Origin of the sequence: Pseudomonas sp. p1(2021b), from assembly GCF_020151015.1 — a bacterium.
Classification (GTDB): Bacteria; Pseudomonadota; Gammaproteobacteria; order Pseudomonadales; family Pseudomonadaceae; genus Aquipseudomonas; species Aquipseudomonas putida_K.
Genome location: NZ_CP083746.1, coordinates 4,557,786 through 4,581,089 on the forward strand (window position 1 = coordinate 4,557,786; position 23,304 = coordinate 4,581,089).

A 23,304-nucleotide genomic window follows, 5' to 3' on the forward strand; every position below is an offset into this window, starting at 1 on the left:
TACCAGGATTCATTCGTCGTCGTCGAAGTTGTACATACCCGGCGCGAGGTTCTCGAAGCGGGTGTACTTGCCGATGAATGCCAGGCGAACGAAGCCGATGGGGCCGTTACGCTGTTTACCGATGATGATTTCCGCTACGCCCTTGTGCTCGGTCTCGGGGTGATACACCTCATCCCGGTAGACGAACATGATCACGTCGGCGTCCTGCTCGATCGCACCGGATTCACGCAGGTCGGAGTTCACCGGACGCTTGTTCGGGCGCTGCTCGAGGGAACGGTTGAGCTGCGACAGGGCGATGACCGGGCAGTTGAACTCCTTGGCCAAGGCCTTGAGCGAGCGGGAGATCTCGGAAATCTCGTTGGTCCGGTTGTCACCGGCAGAGCCCGGGATCTGCATCAACTGCAGGTAGTCGACCATGATCAGGGCGATCTCGCCATGCTCGCGCGCCAGGCGACGGGTACGCGCGCGCATTTCCGAAGGGCTGATGCCGGCGGTATCGTCGATGAACAGCTTGCGGTCGTTGAGCAGGTTGACTGCCGAGGTCAGGCGCGGCCAGTCGTCGTCGTCCAGTTGGCCGGAACGCACCTTGGTCTGGTCGATACGGCCCAGGGACGACAGCATACGCATGACCAGCGACTCACCTGGCATCTCGAGGGAGAACACCAGCACCGCCTTGTCGGTACGCAGCACGGCGTTTTCCACCAGGTTCATGGCGAAGGTGGTCTTGCCCATCGACGGGCGGCCCGCGACGATGATCAGGTCGGCGGGCTGCAGGCCACTGGTCTTCTCGTCCAGGTCGGTGAAACCGGTGGAAACGCCCGTGATGTCGCTGTCGGAGTTGAACAGCGTGTCGATCCGGTCGATCGCCATGGTCAACAGCTCGTTGACCCCTACCGGCCCGCCGGTTTTCGGACGGGCTTCAGCGATCTGGAAGATCTGCCGCTCGGCATCGTCGAGGATCTCTTCGGCACTGCGCCCTTGCGGGTTGAAGGCGTTGTCCGCGATATCGGTACTGATACTGATCAGTTGGCGCAAGGTGGCACGCTCGCGAATGATCGCGGCGTAAGCCTTGATGTTCGCCACCGACGGGGTGTTCTTGGCCAGCTCGGCCAGGTAGGCCAGGCCACCGACCTGGCTCGACAGCCCTTCCTTGTCCAGCTGCTCATGCAGGGTGACCACGTCGAACGGCTGGTTGGCGTCGGCGAGCTTGTGCACGGCACGGAAGATCAGGCGGTGGTCATGCCGGTAGAAATCGCCATCCGACACCTGGTCCAGCACCCGCTCCCAGGCGTTGTTGTCCAGCAGCAGGCCACCGAGCACGGCCTGTTCGGCCTCGATGGAATGCGGCGGCACCTTCAGGGCAGCGGTCTGCAGGTCGAGCTGTTCGGGGGTGGTGATCTCGTTCATGGCCACGAAAGAATTCTGGAGGATGAAAAAGACAAAGGGCACGGCCTGTGAAAGACAGGACCGTGCCCGATGTTAACCGGCGAGCCCATCAAGGGCTAGCCAGTCAGTGCAGCTTAGGCAGCTACGACGACCACGCGTACGGTGGCTTCGACGTCGCTGTGCAGGTGCACGGCTACGTCGTATTCGCCAACCTGGCGGATGGTGCCGTTCGGCAGACGAACTTCAGCCTTGGCCACTTCAACGCCGGAAGCGGTCAGGGCGTCAGCGATGTCGTGGGTGCCGATCGAACCGAACAGCTTGCCTTCGTCACCGGCGGTGGCAGTGATGGTCACTTCCAGCTCGGCCAGTTGGGCAGCACGGCTTTCAGCCGAAGCTTTACGGTCGGCAGCGGCCTTTTCCAGCTCGGCGCGACGTTCTTCGAACGCAGCCAGGTTGGCGGCGTTGGCAACGACAGCCTTGCCGAAAGGCAGCAGGAAGTTACGGCCGTAACCACCTTTAACTTTTACTTTGTCGCCCAGGTTGCCCAGGTTGGCGACTTTTTCCAGCAGGATCAGTTCCATTTGGTAAAACCTCTTAACTTTTAACCTTCACCGTTCGCGGAGTCGTCACCCTGGTGAGGGGACTTGCGACCGCGAAAATCAATCAGGCTATCGACAATGGCCAGGACCACGAGCAACGGATAGGTCAGCTGCATGAACAGCACCAGCGTCACGTACAACCCCACCAGCCAGAACCTGGCCAGGCGTTTCTGGGCCACCAACCCGTGCAGCAGGGCAATGCCCGCGAACATGAGCGGTACGCTGCACAGCGGCGTCAGCAATGCCAGGCCGGAACCGAGGTTCGGGCCGAACAGCATGCAGGCCAACAGCACCAGCATCGGCACCAGGGGAATCCGCACCGCTTGAAACTCGCGGCCGAAACCTCCCGGGTTGTACAACACGGCTTGCCAGTAGCGCCCCAACATCAGGGCCAGCACACTGACAACTTGCAACAGGGCCGCGATCAGGCCGCCGAGCACCGGTACGATGAGGCTTCCAAGATGTGCCTGTTCCTCTACCGATAACTGCTGGTAGAGGCCGTCGAGCATCTGCGGCAGGGCTTTTTCAAGCGCTCGCGCCAGAGCTTCGATCGGTTCGCGGAACACCGAACCAAGCACAACACCGTACAACAGGCCCAGGGCGATGCTGGACAACAGCACCCGGTTCCAGGAATGCCCGGCGCGCAACAGCGCAGCCAGCCCCAGCGTCCCCAGCAGCACCATCAAGGTGCGTGGCTCGCCGAAGACCCACCAGGCCAACGCCGGCAAGATGCCCCAGACGATGACCGAGGAAGCGTCCTTGAAACCGCGCCGCAGGAACACCAGGCTCCCGGCGGCGGCACTCAACCAGAACAACAGCGGCAATGCCGCACAACCGGCCACCACGATGGAGGCCTGCACACGACCGCGCATGATGAAATCAGCCAACGCTCGCATGCTTATCCCTTGCTACTTGTCGACGACCCGGTCTCAGCGGCCGTGGCTGTCGGTGTAGGGCAGCAGGGCCAGGAAGCGGGCGCGCTTGATAGCGGTAGCCAGCTGACGCTGATAACGAGCTTTGGTACCGGTGATACGGCTTGGAACGATTTTGCCGGTTTCGGATACGTAAGCTTTCAGGGTGTTGAGATCTTTGTAGTCGATCTCTTTCACGTCTTCGGCAGTGAAGCGGCAGAATTTACGACGACGGAAGAAACGTGCCATGTAATAGGCTCCTCAAAAAGGTCCGTGGATTACTCGTCAGCGTTATCGCTGTTGTCGCTGTCGTTGCTGTCGTCGCCTTCGGCGCCATCAGCAGCTTCAGGACGCTCACGACGCTCACGGCGCTCGCTGCGGTTCTCTTCGGCCTTCAGCATCTCGGACGGACCGGTGACGGCTTCGTCGCGACGGATGATCAGGTTACGGATCACGGCATCGTTGTAGCGGAAGTTGTCTTCCAGCTCGGCCAGGGCCTTGCCGGTGCACTCAACGTTCAGCATCACGTAGTGAGCCTTGTGAACGTTGTTGATGGCGTAGGCCAGCTGACGACGGCCCCAGTCTTCCAGGCGGTGGATCTTGCCGCCGTCTTCTTCGATCAGCTTGGTGTAACGCTCAACCATGCCGCCGACTTGCTCGCTCTGGTCCGGGTGAACCAGGAAGATGATTTCGTAATGACGCATGAATGCTCCTTACGGGTTAGTAGTCTGCCAGCACCCTGGTCAGACAAGGAGTGAATGACACTGTATGTCTTGCCTTGAAAAGAAGGCACATGCGCGCCTGCCTGCTTGGCAAGGGGCGCAATTGTAGAGAAGGCGGGGCGGACAAGCAAGGCGATTGGCGAATATTTGAACAGCCTGAAACATATTGGCCTGCCAGATCGCATTCGCGGATAAACCCGCCCCCACAGAGGTCTTGGCAAACCCTGTGGGAGCGGGTTTACCCGCGAAAAGACCGGCGCTACCTGTGGCTCAGCGCTTGCCCTGGCGCTGGCGTACGGCCTCGAACAGGCACACGCCGGTGGCCACCGACACGTTCAGGCTGCTCACGCTACCGGCCATCGGCAGCTTGACCAGGAAGTCGCAGTGCTCGCGGGTCAGGCGACGCATGCCCTTGCCTTCGGCCCCCATGACAATGGCGATCGGCCCGGTCAGGTCCTGCTGGTACAGCTCCTGCTCGGCCTCGCCGGCAGTACCGACGATCCACAGGCCGCGCTGCTGGAGTTTTTCCAGGGTGCGGGCCAGGTTGGTCACGGCCACCAGCGGGATCACCTCGGCGGCACCGCAGGCGACCTTGCGCACCACGGCGGTCAGGGTGGCCGACTTGTCCTTGGGAATGACCACTGCGGTGGCGCCGGCAGCATCTGCGGTTCGCAGGCAGGCGCCGAGGTTGTGCGGGTCGGTCACGCCATCGAGCACCAGGATCAGTGGCGGCTGCTCGGCACGCTCGAGCATCTCGTCGAGCATGGCCTCGCCCCAGACCTGGCTGGGGCTGACCTCAGCGACCACACCCTGGTGTACACCCTCGACCCAGGCGTCCAGCTCACGGCGCTCGGCCTGGCCGACCGGCACGCGGTTTTCCGCGGCCAGCGCGAGCAGGGCCTGGATACGCGGCTCGCTGCGCCCTTCCGACAGCCAGATCTGCTTGACCCGCTTGGGGTGGTGCTGCAGCAGCCCTTGCACGGCGTGTACGCCGTAGATTTTTTCCAGCTGGCTCATGACTTCTTGCCTTTACGTGGCGCGCCGGACTTAGACGGCCCCTTGCGGTGCTTGGTCGGCTTGCCGGACGCCTTGGCGCCCTTCTCCGACTTGCCGCTGGCGTGGCTGTGGCGAGCCTCGCTCATCAGCGCCTTCTTCATTTCGCGGCTCTTGCGCACCTCGGCGTTGCGCTGCACGGCATCCTTGGGGAAGTACGCCTCGGACGCCTCGCTCTTGCGGCTACGCGGCTTGGGCGAAATCTTCGGCTCCGGTGCTGGCTCGGCCGCGGTGGCAGCGGCCTGCGGGGCCGCACCGCGCGGTTTGCGGCCGACCGGGGCGGCGACGGCCTGCTCGGACATCTCGAAGTCGATCTTGCGCTGCTCCAGGTCGACGCGCATGACCTTGACCTCGACCGTATCGCCCAGGCGGAAGCTGCGCCCGCTGCGCTCGCCGGACAGGCGGTGATGCACCGGGTCGAAGTGGTAATAGTCGCCTGGCAGGGCGCTGACATGCACCAGGCCTTCGACATAGATGTCGGTCAGCTCGACGAACAGGCCAAAACCGGTCACGGCAGTGATCACACCCGGGAAGGTCTCGCCAACGCGGTCACGCATATATTCGCACTTGAGCCAGTTGACCACGTCGCGGGTGGCCTCGTCGGCGCGCCGCTCGGTCATCGAGCACTGCTCGCCCATCTGCTCGAGGGCGTTCTCGTCGTACGGGTAGATCCGCGCCTTCGGGATGCTCATGGCGCCGGCCCGCTTGACGTGCGGGGTATCGACCTTCGAGCGGATGACGCTGCGGATGGCGCGGTGGACCAGCAGGTCCGGGTAGCGGCGGATCGGCGAGGTGAAGTGGGTGTAGGCCTCGTAGTTCAGGCCGAAGTGGCCGTTGTTCTCGACGCTGTACACCGCCTGGCTCAGCGAGCGCAGCATGACGGTCTGGATCAGGTGGAAGTCCGGTCGCTCGGCGATGCTCGCCAGCAGGGCCTGGTAGTCCTTCGGCGAAGGCTCCTTGCCCTTGTGCAGCGACAGACCGAGCTCGCCCAGGAAGGCGCGCAGTTTTTCCAGGCGCTCCGGCGGCGGGCCGTCGTGCACGCGGTACAGGGCTGGAACGCCATGCTTCTGCAGGAACTCGGCGGTGGCCACGTTGGCCGCCAGCATGCATTCCTCGATCAGCTTGTGGGCGTCGTTGCGCACGGTCGGGCGGATCTCATCGATCTTGCGGTCTTCGCCGAAGATGATGCGGGTTTCCTGGGTTTCGAAGTCGATGGCGCCACGGGTATGGCGCGCGGCCACCAGCGCCTTGTACAGCGCATAGAGGTGCTTGAGGTCCGGCAGGACGGCGCTGTACTCCTCGCGCAGGGCCTTGCCTTCGCGGGTGCGGGCATGCTCGAGCATGCTGCTGACCTTGTTGTAGGTCAGGCGCGCATGGGAGTGGATGACGCCTTCGTAGAACTGGTAGTCGACCATCTGGCCGGCTTTGTTGATGGTCATTTCACAGACCATGGCCAGGCGATCGACATGCGGGTTCAGCGAGCACAGGCCGTTGGACAGCTCCTCGGGCAGCATGGGCACGACGCGCTCGGGGAAGTACACCGAGTTGCCGCGCTGCTGGGCCTCGACGTCCAGGGCCGAGCCCAGGCGCACGTAACTGGAGACATCGGCGATCGCCACATACAGGCGCCAGCCGCCGGAGAACAAGCGCAGCTTGCCCAGCGGCTCGCAATAGACCGCATCGTCGAAGTCGCGGGCGTCCTCGCCGTCGATGGTGACGAACGGCAAGTGGCGCAGGTCGACACGTTTCTCCTTGTCCTTTTCCTCGACTTCGGAGCGGAACCTGCGGGCTTCCTTGATCACCTCTTTGGGCCAGACATGCGGGATGTCGTAGCTGCGCAAGGCGACATCGATCTCCATGCCCGGCGCCATGTAGTTGCCGATGACCTCGACCACGTCGCCCTGAGGCTGGAAACGCGGCGTCGGCCAGTGGGTGATCTTGATCTCGACGAACTGGCCGATTTTAGCCCCGCCGTTGCGCCCGGCGGTCACCAGCACTTCCTGCTGGATCTTCGGGTTGTCGGGGGTCACGTAACCAATGCCGCCTTCCTCGAAGTAGCGGCCGACCACGCTCTCGTGGGCGCGGGAGATGATTTCCACCAGCACGCCCTCGCGGCGGCCACGGCGGTCGACACCCGAGACGCGGGCAAGGCCCCGGTCGCCGTCGAACACCAGGCGCATCTGCGCAGGGCTGAGGAACAGGTCCTCGCTGCCATCGTCGGGAATAAGGAAGCCGAAGCCGTCGCGGTGGCCGGAGACACGGCCGCAAATCAGGTCCAGCTTGTCCACCGGGGCATAGGTGCCGCGCCGGGTGTAGATCAGCTGGCCGTCACGCTCCATGGCACGCAGGCGGCGGCGCAGGGCTTCGATCTGGTCTTCGTCGTGCAGGCCGAACTCTGCGGCCAGCTCTTCGCGGGCGGCGGGTTCGCCACGGTCGGCGAGGCGCTGCAGGATCAGCTCACGGCTAGGGATGGGATTCTCGTATTTTTCCGCTTCGCGAGCGGCCTCGGGATCGAGGGATTGCCAATCGGCCATCAGAAGGGGTTCACCTTGGGGTATATAGATAGGAATTCTGGCATAGGCGTATTGAAACCGGAAATGTCAGCCTTGGACAGCCCCAGCGGCATGTCCGGTGTGCGGGAATAGGCCTGCGGAATCAACAAGTTGAATTTTTTGAAATTTTTTTGAGCTGGGGGCTTTACAGCCCTCAGGAGCGTCCGTATAGTGCGCACCACAACGACGGACAACCCCGAAGTTGTAGTAGAGATGAACGGCGCTGTAAAGCATCTTTTATCTCGAATGTGTGCCCAGGTGGCGGAATTGGTAGACGCGCTGGTTTCAGGTATCAGTGGCTTAACGGCCGTGGAAGTTCGAGTCTTCTCCTGGGCACCAATGATTTTCAAGTAACAGATGACCAAGGATCTGTTACTGCTGTGTGAAAGCGAACGGTTTTCGCCTCACCAGATGATGCAAAGCTTTGCCCAGGTGGCGGAATTGGTAGACGCGCTGGTTTCAGGTATCAGTGACTTAACGGTCGTGGAAGTTCGAGTCTTCTCCTGGGCACCATACAAAAACCCACTAGCTTGCTAGTGGGTTTTTTCTTGCCTGCGATTTTTACTCCCAGGTTTCACTCCTCCCCTGTAGGAGCGGCCTTGTGCCGCGATCGGGCGCGAAGCGGCCGTAACCCCCCCCATGCACGCCCCGCCTGCAGCAGTACATCACCCCATTGCGGCCGCTTCGCGCCCGATCGCGGCACAAGGCCGCTCCTACAAGGAACGCCAACCCCACCCTTTGGTCTATCCCTGAATTTTCCTTCACACGCCCATTTGAGAAACGATTTCGTTTACCATTGTTTCCAAATATGTAGCCGTAAGCGAGGAAATACCCGCATGACGATCCGCCCGCAATTGCTGATGCGCAGCCTGGCCGCCGCCCTGCTCGGCCTGGTGATCGGCGCACCGGCCGCCCTGGCTGACGACCCGGTCACCCTGACCCTGTACAACGGCCAGCACAAGGAAATCGGCGAAGCCATTGCCAAGGCCTACGAGGCCAAGACTGGCATCCACATCAATATTCGCAAGGGCAGCAGCAACCAGCTGGCCAGCCAGATCATCGAGGAAGGCGACCGTTCGCCGGCCGACGTCATCTATACCGAAGAATCCCCACCTCTGAACAACCTGGGCGAGCTGGGCCTGCTGGCCAAGATCGACGACGCCACCCTGAACATGCTGCCCAAGGAATATGTGGGCGCCAACGGCACCTGGATGGGCGTCACCGCACGCACCCGCGTGGTGGTGTACAACCCCAAGAAGGTCGACGAGAAAGACCTGCCGACCACAGTGATGGATTTCGCCAACCCCGAGTGGGACCGCCGGGTCGGCTACGTGCCCACCAGCGGCGCCTTCCAGGAGCAGGCCGTGGCCATCCTCAAGCTGCACGGCCGGGAAGCCACCGAGGAATGGCTGACCGGCCTCAAGGCATTCGGCAAGACCTACACCAACAACATGGTCGCCCTCAAAGCCGTGGAGAAAGGTGAAGTCGATGCCGTGCTGGTGAACAACTACTACTGGTATGCCCTCAAGCGCGAGCGCGGCCAGCTGGACACCCGCCTGTACTACCTGGCCGACGGTGACGCCGGCAACCTGGTGACCATCTCCGGCGCAGGCGCGGTCAAGGCCAGCAAGCACCCCAAGGAAGCCCAGGCCCTGCTCAACTGGATGGCCAGCGAAGAAGGCCAGCGCGTGATCACCCAGACCACCGCCGAATATCCGCTGCACAAGGGCATGGTCTCCGACCAGGGCCTGAAGCCATTCGAGGACCTGCGCCCACCAAAGATCACCCCGGCCGACTTGGGTAATGCCGAGGAAGCCCTGGAGCTCGAGCGCGAGGTCGGCCTGCTCTGATGACCGCCGCCCTGCCCCAAGCGGCCCTGCCGCGCTTCGTGCCACGCCGCAAACGCCCGTCCATCTGGGTGGTGCTACCGGTCCTGTTCCTGGTGGCGATGAGCGTGCTGCCATTGCTGTATGTCGGCACCAAAGCCTGGGAGGCCGGCTGGCATGAAGCCTTGCGCCTGCTCTGGCGGCCATTCGTCTGGGGCCTGCTGCGCAACACCCTGATGCTGATGGCCGGGGTGACGATACTGTGCATGGTCGCCGGCCTGGCCCTGGCCTGGCTGCTCGAGCGCAGCGACCTGCCGGGTCGACGCCTCTGGGGCGTGGTGCTGTGCCTGCCGTTTGCCGTGCCGTCGTTCGTCAGCAGCTTCACCTGGGTGTCGCTGAGCTCGGACTTCGAAGGTCTGGGCGGGGCGATCCTGGTCATGGCGCTGTCCAAGTACCCGCTGGTATTCCTGCCGGTGGCGGCCACCCTGCGCAACCTCGACACCTCCCTGGAGGAGTCGGCGCGCACCCTGGGCTGCAGCCGTTGGGGCGTGTTCATCAAGATCACCCTGCCGCTACTGTGGCCCTCGATGCTGGGCGGCGCACTGCTGATCGCCCTGCACATGCTGGTGGAGTTCGGTGCACTGTCGATCCTTGGCCTGCAGACCTTCACCACCGCGATCTACCAGCAGTTCGAACTCGAGTTCAGCAACGCCAACGCCGCGATGCTTTCTGCGGTGCTGTTGGCGCTGTGCCTGGCGATGCTCTGGCTCGAGCTGCGGGTACGCGGCAAGGCGCGTCATGTGCGCATCGGCCAGGGCGTGGCCCGACGCGCCCAACCGGTGAAGCTGCGCGGCTGGATGCCAGCGGCGCAACTGTTCTGCCTGGCGCTGGCCATACTGGGCAGCGGCATTCCCCTGGCGATGCTCGGGTATTGGCTGAGCGTGGGCGCCTCGGCAGCCTTCCCGGTCGCCGAGATCGGCAAGGCACTGCTCACCTCGCTGTCGGTCTCCCTGGGCGGCGCTGGCTTCTGCGTACTGCTGGCATTGCCGATCAGCTTCCTGGTGGTGCGCTACAAAGGCCGCCTGGCGATCTGGGCCGAACGCCTGCCCTATCTGCTGCATGCCCTGCCCGGCCTGGTGATCGCCCTGACCCTGGTGTTCTTCGCCCTGCACTACGTACCAGCGCTCTACCAGACCACCGCATTGCTCATCCTGGCCTATGCGCTGTTGTTCCTGCCGCTGGCCCAGGCGCCAGTGCGCACGGCACTGAACAAGGCCTCGCCAACCCTGGAAGAAGCCGCCCGCACCCTGGGCGCCAGCAGCTTCGGTGCGTTTTGCCGGGTGACGCTGCCGATCATCTTCCCAGCCCTGGCAGCAGCCTTTGCCCTGGTGTTCCTCGATGCCATGAAGGAGCTGACGGCCACCCTGCTGCTCAGCCCGACCGGCATGACCACCCTGGCGACTGAAGTGTGGGCACATACCGCCAACGTCGAGTTCGCGGCGGCGGCGCCTTACGCGGCGCTGTTGATCGTGGTTTCGGGGTTGCCGGTGTATCTGCTGACGACGCGGATGTATTTGAACAAGGCGTGAGCGCTAGCGCGGGCAAACCCGCTCCTATAGGGCAGCACCGTACCCGTGGGAGCACCTTGCCCGCGATAGCCTTAAAGCAAGAACCACGCATATTACAATCAGCCATCACTGGCGCCTATTAGCGCCAGTGGATTATCCAAATGCAGAATGTCACAAGAATAAAAAACAGCGACAAATGGAAAAACCATAAAGCAACCAAAAATCGCTTCAAACGAACTGGAAATCTACGCACGTCCTCAAAATCCAGTAGCCCTTTATGCACGCACATCTTGGCAGCCATCAACATTGCGGACACCGATCCTACTCGCACAATTCGCCCCAGAACTCCGGCTTGAGAAAAAACCCTTCTATTCTCCACCACCATTGGACTGTTTGAAAAAAAGGACTCGATGTGATCGAGGGATCTATTTGCAATCACTACCCAGACTGTAAATAGCACTACAGGCGAAGCAAATAAAAATACACCAAGCACAGCCACATACACGTCTGTCATTGCGCAACCCTCAACATGCCGAGACCGTCCTTGAGCGACTCGTAGGCTTGGGCTCTTTAGGAAAAGATAACATTAAGAATCTTACCCGCCGGAACTTATGTAAATCCACACACGAAAAAAGATCATTAACAAAAAACATAAGAAAACCCCCAACAAAAGCCCCACAATTAACCATTTTATGCCGCAGGGAACGCGTTTGACGTCATCCAAGTCAATAAGTCCCCTTCGCGCATAGGGGCCCGGAATCATTAGAACGCAACCTATGATACTCATCCGTAAAACCTTCCCTATCAGACCCGCCCCCGAAAAAATTGATTTCAGGCCCACGATATATTTTGAATTAATGAGCAACAATTCAATGGAATCGACATACCGATGAGCCACATACACAAACATCGACATAACAAAGCAACCAGGACCTAGAATAGACATCCATAGTACTGCAGGATCAATACTCATCCTGACACTTTCCTGTACAAATACTCCCCTATCATTTCGCCGCCTTCTGCGCCGATATTCCCCCCCACAACACCTCCAACCATGCCTCCCAAGACAGCACAGGCAAGTGCACCGGGTCCAGTGGTGATCCCAAGAACGAAGGTACAACCAGCGACGGCGAGAGCACCACCTATTGTCCCTCCTATACTTCCTCCACCCACCCCTGTCACGAGGGAACTTCCATGCACATACTTAGCTTTTTCACACTCTTCCTCTCGCCCCAATGCACATGCTCTATGTATATCGAGAGTTGTCGATGCGACATCCAGCCCAATCCCTACATAGGTTCCCTTCTTGATAAAAGCTGCCGCTTTAGAAACCCCAGCAATTTTTTCCGCATATCCAGCTATCTCACCCGAATGCAAATAACGTTTAGTAGATATCTCTAGCGTCCGCTTTGCTTTTCCTTTGTTACGTAAGGATGAACCATAAGCTGCTACCATGCTCAGCTGTTCCTCTAACTGTAGAAACAGCGCCTTTCGCTTCGCATAAAATTCATCGCGCGCCCTGATCGTACCGTTACCCAAGTACTCACGATAAAGTCGTTCAATCTGTTCCAACGTTTTCTTGATCGCCTCGAGATGCCTGCTCCAGCCGTCGGCAACCGCCCCGGCGCCCATAGAAGCATAAGCGAGCAGGCTTTTCAGCAAGTCATAATTATCCAGAAAGAAGTCATCCACCCCGATATTATTGACTTCTAGCTGATGATGTATCCCTACCGCCTTCGCCATCAAAAACGCTTCGTGACTTGTGCATGACGGAGTACTGGGATCTCCGACGATGACCAGCTCCCCTCCGACGACCACACTGTTGACGATATGTGCATTCAGCACATCAAACTTGGCTCGTTGATTCGCCGACATGGAAATACCAGCCTTCAACGATTCATAGGTTTGCGCCCGGGCGTTGATAAAACTGCGTGCTTCAGACATGGCCTTCCCTCACGCATATTTCTTGTTGTTTATGCGGTCCCAGCCGCCGGTCACATTGCCGCCGCCGCTGCCATCAAGGCGCTTCTGCCGTGTATAGGTGGTCTTGATACGGCCATAGTTCAGCTGCACGACTTCCACCGGCAGGCCATCGCCAGCGCTCTGGGCGTAGTCAGCGATGATCACTTCCTCGAGCACGACTTCGTAGTACTTGAGCTTTTCGGTGCCGGCCCGGCACACCACGAGCTTCACTTCCTTCAGGTGCTGGCCGGCACAGCTGGCTTCGAGAAGCTTGCTGCTGGCGCTATCGAGATATTTGGTGAAGGTGAAGTTGGTGAGCGTGGTCCGCCCGGAGGATGCGCCGCCTGCAGAGCTGGCTGTGGCGGACGTGCTTTGGTGGGCGCCAAACTTGTAGCCAGTGATCTCGATCCAGTTGGGATACTGCGCGTCCAGTGCTTCGCCATTGATGTGCGCGATTTGAATGTAGGCATCAAAAGCCATGCTTACCTCCCTGGTAGTAGATGGGCTGTTCATGAGATGGCGGAGACCGTCATCTTGAGTTCCCTGGGAACCTAGCCCCTCTATGAAGGCCGCCGCAACAGCTATGAGCCAGAAAGGTAAAATTCAGAAATTGCCTACATGTTCGCCGCTGAAAAGGGGTTGATCGCGTTTAAAATTGTTTCAATCAAGGCGTAGATTGCCCTGACTGTCATTTGCGGTTGCGTGACAGCTGTGCGGGAGCGGAGTCGGCTATTCAGCGGGCCAACCCAGCTCCGCGATTGCAGGACAAGGGCTTCGCCCTTGATCGCGGGACAAGCCCGCTCCTACAGGGTGGCGCCATATCCGTGGGCTTGCGCCGCGATGCGCTCAAGCCTTGAACTGACCCAGGCTGGCGCGCAGTTGCGCCGCCAGGTCGTCCAGCACCTTGCTGCTGGCGGTGGTCTGCATCACCACTTCAGCCGAGCGCTCGGCCTGGGCATGGATGGTCTCCACCCGTCCGCGCACCGCCTGTGCACCGTGGGCCTGCTGCTCGGCCGCGCGGGTGGCCAGGCCGATGGCCGAATGCACCTGCTCCACCGCCGCCTGCACCGACTGCTGGCGGCGTTCGTTGTCGCGCAACACCAGCAGGCCCTCGCTGGCCTGGCGCCCGGCCTGGCCGATGGTCGCGACAGCTTCCTTGGCACCTTGCTGCAAGGCGGCGATATGCGCCTGGATATCCCCGGTGGAGCTTTGCGTCTTGCTCGCCAGGGCGCGCACCTCATCGGCCACCACGGCGAACCCGCGACCGGTCTCGCCGGCGCGCGCCGCTTCGATGGCCGCATTGAGCGCCAGCAGGTTGGTCTGTTCGGCGATGCCATGGATAACGGTCAGCACCACCTCGATCTGCTCGCTCTGCTTGGCCAGGCGCTCGATCACCTGGGAACCGGTCTCCACTTCGCCGGCCAGGTTCTCGATCAACCGTGCCAACTGGGTCGAGGCGCGACTGTTTTCATCGGCAGCGCGACGGATGTCCACCACCTGCTGCAAGGCGGCCTGCATGGCCTGGCTTTCGGCCTGGGCTTCGTCGGCCATGCTGGAAAGATCGCGCAGGCTGGCGGCCACCTCGTCGCGCTGCAGCGCTGCGGCGGCATCGGCGCCGGCATTGCGCTGGGCCATGGTGCCGATTTCCACGCCCGTACGCTGGGCCACTTCGCCCGCCTCGCGCACGATGGGCTGCAACTTGTCGACGAAGCGGTTGACCGCCGAGGCCATGTCGCCGATCTCGTCACGGCTGTCGAGTGCCACTCGCTTGGTCAGGTCGCCTTCGCCTGCGGCGAGATCATCCAGCGCCCTGATCAACAGGCGCAGCTTGCTGACCACTCGTCGCCCCAGCACGATGGCCACCACCAGCAACACCCCCAGGCCCACAAGCACCAGACCGAGGCCTATGCGCCAGCGCAGCTCGGCAGCGGCATCGCGCACGGTTTGTGCGGTGTTGGCCTGCATGGCGGCAGCGCTGCCCTGGGCGGCCTCCAGCCGCGAACGCAATGCCTTGCCGCTGTCGGCCGCCGCCGCCACCAGGCTGTCGCCGACCAGCTGTTCGCCGCTCGCGATCAGGGCGGCGAATCGATCATCCAGAGCCTTGAGCTGTTGCTCCACCCCCGCCGTGGAAACCCCCATCACAACCTTGCCGATCTCGGCTCCGTTGGGGTTGATAGGGGCCTCGACGTAGTACACCGAGGGGTCCTTGCGCGCCGCATCGAGCACCTTGTCCAGCGCCCGCTCGCCCTGCCCCTTCTCGAGCAAGGCCTTGTTGATAGGGTTCTGCCGGTTCAGGTAGCGGGTGAGATGCTGGCCCTGGGCGTCGTCATAGATGACGAACAGTACGTTGGGGTTGCGCTGGGCGCGGCGGGCGAAGTCGGAAAGCGTGGGCACATCGTTGTCCCAGATGGCACGCGGTGCCACCGAGGCCAGCAGCTCGGCCATGTCATTGGCCGAGTCCTTGAGGTTCTTTTCAAGGGTGCTGCGCAACTGCTGTTGTTCGCTTTCAAGACGCGCCGACAGCCCTGCACTCAGACGCTGGCGGGTGCTGGCAGACAGGCTGTCCAGGCCCGAGCGAACGTCCTGGCCCGCTTGCTCAAGCTCCGTGGCGAGCTTGCGGCTGTCATGGCCCAGGCGCTCGCCCAATTGCACCTCCAGGGCGGTGACCGTGCTTCGAGTCAGTGCAACGGCGACCAGTACCTGCACCAGAAGAGCGATACCAAGCGCAACAAACACAGGCCGCAAGAGGCGGCTTCGTAACAGTGAGAGGATGGCAGACACGTTGTAACTCCCGTGTTCTTGGCGCCATTACTTTGATGGCACCTACGGGCGTTCCATGCAGCAAGGGTTGTGCCGGGGGAGGCGGGGAAAAGTGCCAAGGTTCAGCAAGGAATGCTTTGTACGGGCCTGATCGCCGGTACAGGCGAACCGGCAAACAAAAACGCCGCGACCTCTTTCAAGGCCGCGGCGTCGGATCAGCCGAAGGGCAGATCAGGCGAACGGATGACGCAGGACGATGGTCTCGTTGCGATCCGGGCCGGTCGAGATGATGTCGATCGGTGCGCCGATCAACTCTTCGATGCGCTTGATGTAGGCGCGGGCGTTGGCCGGCAGTTCTTCCAGGGTCTTGGCACCCAGGGTCGACTCGCTCCAGCCCGGCAGCTCTTCGTACACCGGCTCCAGGCCAATGTAGCTGTCGGCATCGGAAGGTGCGTCGATGACGGCACCGTTCTCGTCCTTGTAGCCCACGCAGATGTTGATGGTTTCCAGGCCGTCCAGCACGTCCAGCTTGGTCAGGCAGATGCCCGAGATGCTGTTGACGTCGATGGCGCGACGCAGGATCACGGCATCGAACCAGCCGCAACGACGGGCACGACCGGTGGTGGAACCGAACTCATGGCCGCGCTTGGCCAGGGTGGCGCCGGTCTCGTCGAACAGTTCGGTCGGGAACGGGCCGGAACCGACGCGGGTGGTGTACGCCTTGGTGATGCCCAGGATGTAGTCCAGGTACATCGGGCCGACGCCGGAACCGGTGGAGATACCGCCGGCGGTGGTGTTCGAGCTGGTGACGTACGGGTAGGTACCGTGGTCGATGTCCAGCAGCGAGCCCTGCGCGCCTTCGAACATGATGTCCTTGCCGGCACGGCGCAGGTTGTGCAGCTCGGCGGTGACATCGAGCATCATCGGCTTGAGCTGCTCGGCGTAGGCCATGCACTCGTCCAGGGTCTGCTGGAAGTCGATGGCCGGCTCTTTGTAGTAGTTCACCAGCTGGAAGTTGTGGTAGTCCAGCAGCTCGCCGAGCTTGGCGGCGAAGCGCTCGCGGTGGAACAGGTCGCCCACGCGCAGGCCGCGACGAGCCACTTTGTCTTCATAGGCGGGGCCGATACCACGGCCGGTGGTGCCGATCTTGGCTTCGCCACGGGCTTTCTCACGGGCCTGGTCCAGGGCCACGTGGTAGGAGAGGATCAGCGGCGCTGCCGGGCTGATGCGCAGGCGCTCGCGCACCGGTACGCCCTTCTCTTCCAGCTTGGTGATTTCACGCATCAGCGCGTCCGGGGCAACGACCACGCCGTTGCCGATCAGGCACTGGACGCCTTCACGCAGGATGCCGGAAGGGATCAGGTGCAGAACGGTCTTCTCACCATTGATCACCAGGGTGTGACCCGCGTTGTGGCCACCCTGGTAGCGCACTACGGCGGCAGCATGTTCGGTCAGCAGATCGACGATCTTGCCTTTGCCCTCATCACCCCACTGGGTGCCCAGGACGACGACATTCTTACCCATAACACTTGTCCTCATTCACGCAAACTTGGTTGCCGGCCTTTGCCGACGAAGAAACTCATTGGGTCAGCGGCAGTACCTGCCAGCGCCCGTCTTGCTGAATCAATTGCCGATCACAATCCGCCTCGAGAGCAGCACTCAACGGCTGGCCAGGCAGGGCCTGGACCACACGCTGGCCCTCGTTGCGCAACTGGCAGACCATCTGCCAGAGGGCCGCGTCGCCACTGTCGGGCATCCAGATGCCGCCAGCAGGCAATACGACCTCCGCTCGCCCCAGTGTGACCAGGGTCTTCAAATCCGTGGAGAAACCGGTGGCCGGGCGCGCCCGGCCGAAGTCGGCGCCGATGTCGTCGTAGCGCCCGCCCTGGGCGATCGACTGACCGACACCCGGCACGAACACGGCGAACACCACGCCGGTGTGGTAGTGATAGCCGCGCAGCTCGCCCAGGTCGAAATACAAGGGCAGGTCCGGGTAGCGCGCCGTCAGGCGGTCGGCGATCGCCAGCAGGTCGTCCAGCGCCGCCAGCACGCTGGCTGGGGCACGGCCCAGGCGCACGCGAGCCTCGGCCAGCACTTCGCGGCCACCGCACAGTTCGGTCAAGGCCCGCAGCATGCTGCCCAGGTCCTTGGGGAGGTCGGCGGTGAGGGCCTGCACTTCATCGACAGCCTTGCGCTGCAGAGCATCGAACAACTGCTGCTCGACCGCACCGGACAGGCCCGCGGCACGGGCCAGGCCGCGATAGATACCGACGTGGCCGAGGTCCATGTGCACATCGGCGACGTCGGTCAGCTGCAGCGTGGCGAGCATCAGGCTGATGACCTCAACATCGCTGGTGGGGCTGGCGTCGCCGTACAGCTCGGCACCGAGCTGGATCGGGCTACGCGAGGTGGACAGGGCTCGGGGCTGGGCATGCAGCACGCTGCCGGCATAGCACAGGCGGCTCGGGCCTTCGCGGCGCAGGGTATGGGCGTCGATGCGCGCCACCTGCGGGGTGAAGTCGGCACGAAAGCCCATCAGACGACCGGACTGCGGGTCGACCACCTTGAAGGTACGCTGGTCCAGGTCCTGGCCGGCACCGGTGAGCAGCGATTCCAGGTACTCGATATGCGGGGTGACGACCAGTTCGTAACCCCAACTCTGGAACAGGTCCAACACCTGGCGCCGCGCGATCTCGATACGCGCGGCCTCAGGCGGCAGTACTTCCTCGATGCCATCTGGCAGCAGCCAGCGGTCTACCGTTGCCATTACGCCATTTCCCCTCTGGTCCGGGCGGCCTGCCCACAGGCGAGCCGTAAGTGAAGCAGGCATTGGCGCACAGCAGCGGGCAGCACTGATCCCAGCGCCACCACCGTACCCAATACCCTCGAATTGCCTTGCGACCTGGCCAAGCCGTCAACCGGCGGCTTGCCAATCAACCTTGCAGACGCAAAAAAGCCGGGAATTTCCCGGCTGACTGATCATACACCGCTTTTCCTTCAGGATGCACCCCGCTTGGCATTTTAGCTGCCGGGCGGGGTGCCTTCCGGCCAGTTGCCGGGGCTGCTTTGCAACCCTTTCACGGCACAAGGCCGCTCCTACAGGGGGTGCACAATCCTGTAGGAGCGGCCTTGTGCCGCGAAAGGGCCGCACAGCGGCCCCGCCAATTCAAGCCAAGACGATCAAGGCTTGCTCTTGTCCAGGAAGCGGAAGAACTCGTTCTTCGGATCCAGGACCAGCACGTCGCTCTTGCTCGAGAAGCTCTCGCGGTACGCCTGCAGGCTGCGGTAGAACGCATAGAACTCCGCGTCCTGGGTGTAGGCCTTGGCATAGATGGCAGCCGCTTGGGCGTCACCATCACCGCGGGTCTCCTCCGCTTCGCGATAGGCTTCGGCCAGCAGTACGCGACGCTGGCGGTCGGCATCGGCGCGGATACCTTCAGCCAGTTCGTTACCCTTGGCACGATGCTCGCGCGCTTCACGCTCACGCTCGGTGCTCATGCGGTCGAACACGCTGCGGTTCACTTCCTTGGGCAGGTCGATGGCCTTGACGCGCACGTCGATGACTTCGATACCCAGCTCCTTGCTGGCCATGCGGTTCAGCGAAGCGGTGATGTCCGCCATCAATGCGTCACGTTCACCGGAGACCACTTCGTGCAGGGTGCGCTTACCGAACTGGTCACGCAGGCCGCTTTCCAGACGACGGGACAAACGCTCGTCGGCGATCTGCTTGAGGCCCGAGGTCGCGGTGTAGAAGCGCTCGGCATCCTTGACCCGCCACTTGGCGTAGGCATCGACCATCACCGCTTTCTTCTCCAGGGTCAGGAAGCGCTGGGTCGGGGCGTCCAGGGTCATCAGGCGAGCGTCGAACTTGCGCACCTGGTTGACGTAGGGAACCTTCACATGCAGGCCTGGCTGGACATCCGCCTGGACCACACGGCCGAATTGCAGCAATACCGCACGCTCGGTCTGGGACACGATGTAGAAGCTGTTCCAGGCCACGATGGCCAGTACGACAGCGGCGATCAGGGCGATCAGCGATTTATTGCTCATCAACGGCTCTCCCTAGAACGCAGCGACTGTTGCTGCTGTTGCATTTCCTGCGCTGCGCGCGCGGCCGCGTCGTTGACCGAGGCCGGTACGCTGCTGACCGGAGCGGCCGTGTTGCGGCTGCCTTCGACCATCTTGTCCAGCGGCAGGTAAAGCAGGTTGTTCTGCCCATCCTTGCTTGCCACCAGGACCTTGCTCGAGTTGCTGTAGACCTCTTGCATGGTCTCCAGGTACAGGCGCTGGCGGGTCACGTCCGGCGCCTTGCGGTACTCGGCGACCAGCTTGGTGAAGCGGTCGGCCTCACCCTTGGCGCGGGCGATGACTTCATCGCGGTAGCCGTTGGCGTCCTCGATGATGCGCTGGGCCTGGCCACGGGCTTCCGGCACCACGCCGTTGGCGTAGGACTCGGCCTGGTTGCGCGCACGCTGCTCGTCCTCACGGGCGCGGATCACGTCATCGAAGGCTTCCTGCACTTCACGCGGGGCTGCCGCGCTCTGTACGTTGACCTGGGTGACGGTGATACCGGTGCGGTAGGTGTCGAGGAAGCGTTGCAGGCGCTCGCGGATATCCACGGCCATCTGCTCACGGCCTTCGGTCAGCACCTGGTCCATCGAGGTGGAGCCCACCACGTGGCGCAGGGCGCTTTCGGTCGCATGCTGGAGGCTGACCTCCGGCTGGTCGACGTTGAGCACGAAGTCCTGCAGGTTGGTGATCTTGTACTGCACGGTCAGCGGCACCTCGACGATGTTCTCGTCCTCGGTGAGCATCTGGCCCTGCTTGCTGTAGGCCCGCTCGCGGGTCACGTTCTCGAGGTACTTGCGATCGATCGGCGGGAAGTAGATGTTCAGGCCCGGCCCGACCGTCTCGTAGTACTTGCCGAAGCGCAGCACCACGGCCTGCTCCTGCTCGTCCACCACGTAAACGGCGCTGTACAGCCAGATAGCCGCCAGCACGGCCAGGCCGATGCCCAGCAGGCCCAGGCCACCACCCTTGCCGATATTGCGGTCACCACCGCCACCGCGTTTCTTGCCGCTGCCGAACATGCCGTTCAGGCTGTCCTGCAGCTTGCGGAAGGCCTCGTCCAGATCCGGTGGACCTTTCTTGTCGCCACCACCGCCGCCACGGCGGCCGCCCCAGGGATCCTGATTGTTCGAGTTGCCACCCGGCTCGTTCCAAGCCATAGCGCTCTCCATCTGATAAAGCAAAGACGCGCCCACGGCGCGCCGTCCAATGCTACAGAATGCCTGCTTCGGCCGCCCGACGACCTCGACGGGCATTTATTGCAAAGTGTGTTGCTCGATGAACAGTTCAGGCTCCATGCCTTCGCGACTGACCAGGCGATTGAGCTCTACCCGGGGCAGCCGCACGCTCAGCAGGCTGCGACCTTCTTCATCGTGCTCTTCGCCTTGCACCGCGCCCAGAGCGAAGAATTGCGCGCGCAAGCGGGCAAGTCGCTGTTCCAGGCGCAGGGTTCCGACATACAGATCATCCCCCAGCAACTCGGCAATCGCCTGGCCAACCAGTTCCAGGCCACGTCCATCACGTGCCGATACCCAGACCCGTTGCGGCTTGCCGTCGGCATCGCGCTGGATCTGCGGCTCGACATCTTCGAGCAGGTCGAGTTTGTTATAGACCTCGAGGATCGGCAAGCCTTCGGCCCCGATCTCACCCAGTACCGCCAGCACCTGCTCGATCTGCTCCATGCGCTCGGGCTCATGGGCATCGATCACATGCAGCAGCAGGTCGGAGTTGCTCGATTCCTCGAGCGTAGCCCGAAATGCCTCGACCAGCTTGTGCGGAAGGTGGCGGATGAAGCCCACGGTGTCGGCCAGCACGATCGGACCCAGGTCGTTCAGCTCGAGCCGGCGCAGGGTCGGGTCGAGGGTGGCGAACAGCTGGTCCGCTGCGTACACCTCGGATTCAGTCAGGGCGTTGAACAATGTGGACTTGCCAGCGTTGGTATAACCCACCAGCGACACTGCGGGGATGTCCGCGCGCTTGCGCCCGCGGCGCGCCTGCTCGCGCTGACTGCGCACCTTCTCCAGGCGTGACTTGATCTGGCGAATGCGCACCCGCAACAGGCGGCGGTCGGTTTCCAGCTGGGTTTCACCCGGGCCACGCAGGCCGATACCGCCCTTCTGCCGCTCCAGGTGGGTCCAGCCCCGCACCAGCCGCGTGCTCATGTGCTCGAGCTGGGCCAGTTCGACCTGCAGCTTGCCTTCATGGGTACGCGCCCGTTGGGCGAAGATATCGAGGATCAGCCCGGTACGGTCGAGCACACGACACTCGAAAACGCGTTCGAGGTTGCGCTCCTGACTGGGCGTGAGGGTGTGATTGAAAATCACCAGGTCTACCTGCTCGGCATGGACCAGGTCGTGCAACTCTTCGACCTTGCCACTGCCAATCAGGTATTTGGCGGAAGGCTGATGCCTTGCTACCGAGACCAGCGAGACGATGTCGGCACCGGCCGACAATGCCAGCTCCTGAAACTCCTGCGGGTCTTCGCGCGCCTCAGGGTTCTGACCTTCCAAGTGAACGAGCAGCGCTCGCTCACCACCACCGTGGCGCTCAAAGAACAATGCAGGCTCCTATCAGGCGTTGCCTGGCTCGCTGTCGCCGTGTTCGGAATCGGACGGGCTTGGCAGGCGAACCGGACGGGCAGGAACCACGGTCGAAATGGCGTGCTTGTAGACCATCTGGCTGACGGTATTCTTCAGCAGTACCACGAACTGGTCGAAGGATTCGATCGAGCCCTGCAGCTTGATCCCGTTTACCAAGTAGATGGAAACCGGGACCTTTTCTTTTCTCAAGGTGTTCAAGTAAGGGTCTTGTAGCGAATGCCCTTTTGACATATGCCGCACTCCTGTAAGGATCAATAGTAAAAAAACAATAAAAATCGGTAATTCATGCCGCCCTTTCGCAAGAATAGACGGCAATTGCAGGGACTCAGCTCAATATGGAGACGGTCCCCAGGTATTTCAAGGTGCGGGACAGATTGTCGCAGGCCAGGCTGTCGAGCCACTCCACGCCGGACCAGCCGCGCAACCAGGTGAATTGCCGCTTGGCCAACTGGCGTGTGGCAATGATACCGCGCTCGCGCATCTCGTCGGCCGTGAGCTTGCCATCCAGATGATCCCAGACCTGCCGATACCCCACTGCCCGTATAGACGGCAGCCCGGCGTGCAAGTCACTTCTGGCGCGCAGTGCTCGGACCTCGTCGACGAACCCCTGTTCCAGCATTTGCGAGAATCGTAGCGCAATTCGTTGATGCAAAATGTGACGATCTGTAGGAGCAATCGCCAAACTGGCGACAGTATAGGGCAAATGCCCGCCCGCGCCTGCGTCTGCTGCGCGACTTTCCGCGAATTGACGTTGCCGGTGGGCCGTCATGCTCTGGCCGCTCACCCGGTAGACCTCCAGGGCGCGGATCAGGCGTTGGGGGTCGTTGGGGTGGATACGGGCCGCCGATTCGGGGTCGACCTCGGCCAACTGCCTGTGCAGCTCGGCCAGGCCGAGCTCGCGGGCCTGGGCCTCGAGCTCGGCGCGCACCGCGGTGTCTGCCGCGGGCATGTCCGCCAGGCCATCGACCAGCGCCTTGTAGTAGAGCATGGTCCCACCCACCAGCAGCGGGATCTTGCCGCGGGCGGTGATCTCGGCCATCGCTTCCAGGGCGTCGCTGCAGAACTGCGCCGCCGAATAGCTCTCGGCCGGGTCGAGGATGTCGATCAGCCGGTGCGGATGGGCAGCGAGCACCTCTTTCGACGGCTTGGCCGTGCCGATGTCCATGCCGCGATAGACCAGCGCCGAATCGACACTGATCAGCTCGCACGGCAACACCTTGGTCAGCTCGATGGCCAGGTCGGTCTTGCCGGCCGCCGTCGGGCCCATGAGGAATATTGCAGGGGGCTTGCCGCTCAT

20 protein-coding genes, 2 tRNA genes and 1 pseudogene are annotated in these 23,304 nt (G+C 62.2%); 4 read left to right on the forward strand and 19 right to left on the reverse strand.

From position 1 onward, the window contains the following. Nucleotides 1-9: 9 nt before the first annotated feature. The 7 genes from dnaB to rnr all read right to left on the reverse strand — a co-directional run bounded on the left by dnaB (nucleotide 10) and on the right by rnr (nucleotide 7,205). Nucleotides 10-1,407, reverse strand: coding sequence for a replicative DNA helicase (gene dnaB / locus K8374_RS21210; protein WP_084854211.1), 1,398 nt, complete (start codon nucleotides 1,405-1,407; stop codon nucleotides 10-12). A gap of 113 nt (nucleotides 1,408-1,520) precedes the next feature. Beyond that, a complete protein-coding gene (gene rplI / locus K8374_RS21215; protein ID WP_084854208.1) occupies nucleotides 1,521-1,967 on the reverse strand; it encodes a 50S ribosomal protein L9 in 447 nt (148 codons plus the stop codon). A 20-nt stretch (nucleotides 1,968-1,987) separates the two neighbouring features. Further along, complete coding sequence (locus K8374_RS21220) at nucleotides 1,988-2,881, reverse strand: hypothetical protein (protein ID WP_084854206.1); 894 nt, start codon at nucleotides 2,879-2,881, stop codon at nucleotides 1,988-1,990. 33 nt (nucleotides 2,882-2,914) lie between these two features. Further along, nucleotides 2,915-3,145, reverse strand: coding sequence for a 30S ribosomal protein S18 (gene rpsR, locus K8374_RS21225; RefSeq protein ID WP_009403887.1), 231 nt, complete (start codon nucleotides 3,143-3,145; stop codon nucleotides 2,915-2,917). Between the two features lie 29 nt (nucleotides 3,146-3,174). Further along, nucleotides 3,175-3,600: a 30S ribosomal protein S6 gene (gene rpsF / locus K8374_RS21230; RefSeq protein ID WP_084854204.1), complete on the reverse strand. Its 426-nt coding sequence runs from the start codon at nucleotides 3,598-3,600 to the stop codon at nucleotides 3,175-3,177. Between the two features lie 288 nt (nucleotides 3,601-3,888). Then, nucleotides 3,889-4,635 carry a 23S rRNA (guanosine(2251)-2'-O)-methyltransferase RlmB gene (rlmB, locus tag K8374_RS21235; RefSeq protein ID WP_084854201.1) on the reverse strand — a complete coding sequence of 249 codons (747 nt, stop codon included), beginning with the start codon at nucleotides 4,633-4,635 and terminating at the stop codon, nucleotides 3,889-3,891. Next, nucleotides 4,632-7,205: a ribonuclease R gene (rnr, locus tag K8374_RS21240; protein WP_224457082.1), complete on the reverse strand. Its 2,574-nt coding sequence runs from the start codon at nucleotides 7,203-7,205 to the stop codon at nucleotides 4,632-4,634. The genes rlmB and rnr overlap by 4 nt, the downstream gene beginning before the upstream one ends. Nucleotides 7,206-7,475: 270 nt before the next feature. Between rnr and K8374_RS21245 the strand changes: the two genes are divergently transcribed. From K8374_RS21245 to K8374_RS21260, 4 genes are all read left to right on the forward strand, one after another. Further along, nucleotides 7,476-7,562 (forward strand) — tRNA-Leu (locus tag K8374_RS21245). An 87-nt stretch (nucleotides 7,563-7,649) separates the two neighbouring features. Continuing rightward, nucleotides 7,650-7,736, forward strand: a tRNA-Leu gene (locus tag K8374_RS21250). 323 nt (nucleotides 7,737-8,059) lie between these two features. Further along, nucleotides 8,060-9,073 carry an extracellular solute-binding protein gene (locus K8374_RS21255; RefSeq protein ID WP_224457083.1) on the forward strand — a complete coding sequence of 338 codons (1,014 nt, stop codon included), beginning with the start codon at nucleotides 8,060-8,062 and terminating at the stop codon, nucleotides 9,071-9,073. After that, a complete protein-coding gene (locus tag K8374_RS21260; RefSeq protein ID WP_224457084.1) occupies nucleotides 9,073-10,638 on the forward strand; it encodes an ABC transporter permease in 1,566 nt (521 codons plus the stop codon). The genes K8374_RS21255 and K8374_RS21260 overlap by 1 nt, the downstream gene beginning before the upstream one ends. Before the next feature lie 118 nt (nucleotides 10,639-10,756). On the opposite strand, the gene K8374_RS21265 is transcribed toward K8374_RS21260, so the two are convergent. The 12 genes and pseudogenes from K8374_RS21265 to miaA all read right to left on the reverse strand — a co-directional run bounded on the left by K8374_RS21265 (nucleotide 10,757) and on the right by miaA (nucleotide 23,304). Continuing rightward, on the reverse strand, nucleotides 10,757-11,131 hold the full coding sequence (locus tag K8374_RS21265; protein ID WP_224457085.1) for a hypothetical protein: 375 nt from the start codon (nucleotides 11,129-11,131) through the stop codon (nucleotides 10,757-10,759). A gap of 455 nt (nucleotides 11,132-11,586) precedes the next feature. Beyond that, nucleotides 11,587-12,561 carry a hypothetical protein gene (locus tag K8374_RS21270; protein ID WP_224457086.1) on the reverse strand — a complete coding sequence of 325 codons (975 nt, stop codon included), beginning with the start codon at nucleotides 12,559-12,561 and terminating at the stop codon, nucleotides 11,587-11,589. A gap of 9 nt (nucleotides 12,562-12,570) precedes the next feature. Further along, complete coding sequence (locus K8374_RS21275; RefSeq protein WP_224457087.1) at nucleotides 12,571-13,059, reverse strand: Hcp family type VI secretion system effector; 489 nt, start codon at nucleotides 13,057-13,059, stop codon at nucleotides 12,571-12,573. 366 nt (nucleotides 13,060-13,425) lie between these two features. Continuing rightward, on the reverse strand, nucleotides 13,426-14,310 hold the full coding sequence (locus K8374_RS26620; RefSeq protein ID WP_411969666.1) for a methyl-accepting chemotaxis protein: 885 nt from the start codon (nucleotides 14,308-14,310) through the stop codon (nucleotides 13,426-13,428). Between the two features lie 21 nt (nucleotides 14,311-14,331). Continuing rightward, nucleotides 14,332-15,024, reverse strand: a pseudogene (locus tag K8374_RS26625) (methyl-accepting chemotaxis protein); the annotation flags it as partial. Nucleotides 15,025-15,570: 546 nt separating this feature from the next. After that, complete coding sequence (locus K8374_RS21285; RefSeq protein WP_224457089.1) at nucleotides 15,571-16,863, reverse strand: adenylosuccinate synthase; 1,293 nt, start codon at nucleotides 16,861-16,863, stop codon at nucleotides 15,571-15,573. A 55-nt stretch (nucleotides 16,864-16,918) separates the two neighbouring features. Next, complete coding sequence (locus K8374_RS21290; protein ID WP_224457090.1) at nucleotides 16,919-18,106, reverse strand: ATP phosphoribosyltransferase regulatory subunit; 1,188 nt, start codon at nucleotides 18,104-18,106, stop codon at nucleotides 16,919-16,921. A gap of 413 nt (nucleotides 18,107-18,519) precedes the next feature. Further along, the gene (hflC, locus tag K8374_RS21295; protein WP_224457091.1) at nucleotides 18,520-19,389 is read right to left on the reverse strand and encodes a protease modulator HflC; all 870 of its coding nucleotides are present in this window, start codon (nucleotides 19,387-19,389) and stop codon (nucleotides 18,520-18,522) included. Continuing rightward, complete coding sequence (gene hflK / locus K8374_RS21300) at nucleotides 19,389-20,567, reverse strand: FtsH protease activity modulator HflK (RefSeq protein ID WP_224457092.1); 1,179 nt, start codon at nucleotides 20,565-20,567, stop codon at nucleotides 19,389-19,391. Before hflK ends, hflC begins: the two co-directional genes overlap by 1 nt. Before the next feature lie 96 nt (nucleotides 20,568-20,663). Beyond that, the gene (hflX, locus tag K8374_RS21305) at nucleotides 20,664-21,965 is read right to left on the reverse strand and encodes a ribosome rescue GTPase HflX (protein WP_224457093.1); all 1,302 of its coding nucleotides are present in this window, start codon (nucleotides 21,963-21,965) and stop codon (nucleotides 20,664-20,666) included. 12 nt (nucleotides 21,966-21,977) lie between these two features. Then, nucleotides 21,978-22,238: an RNA chaperone Hfq gene (gene hfq / locus K8374_RS21310; protein WP_003258160.1), complete on the reverse strand. Its 261-nt coding sequence runs from the start codon at nucleotides 22,236-22,238 to the stop codon at nucleotides 21,978-21,980. 94 nt (nucleotides 22,239-22,332) lie between these two features. Next, nucleotides 22,333-23,304 (reverse strand): tRNA (adenosine(37)-N6)-dimethylallyltransferase MiaA, encoded by a 972-nt coding sequence (miaA, locus tag K8374_RS21315; protein WP_224457094.1) that lies wholly within the window; start codon nucleotides 23,302-23,304, stop codon nucleotides 22,333-22,335.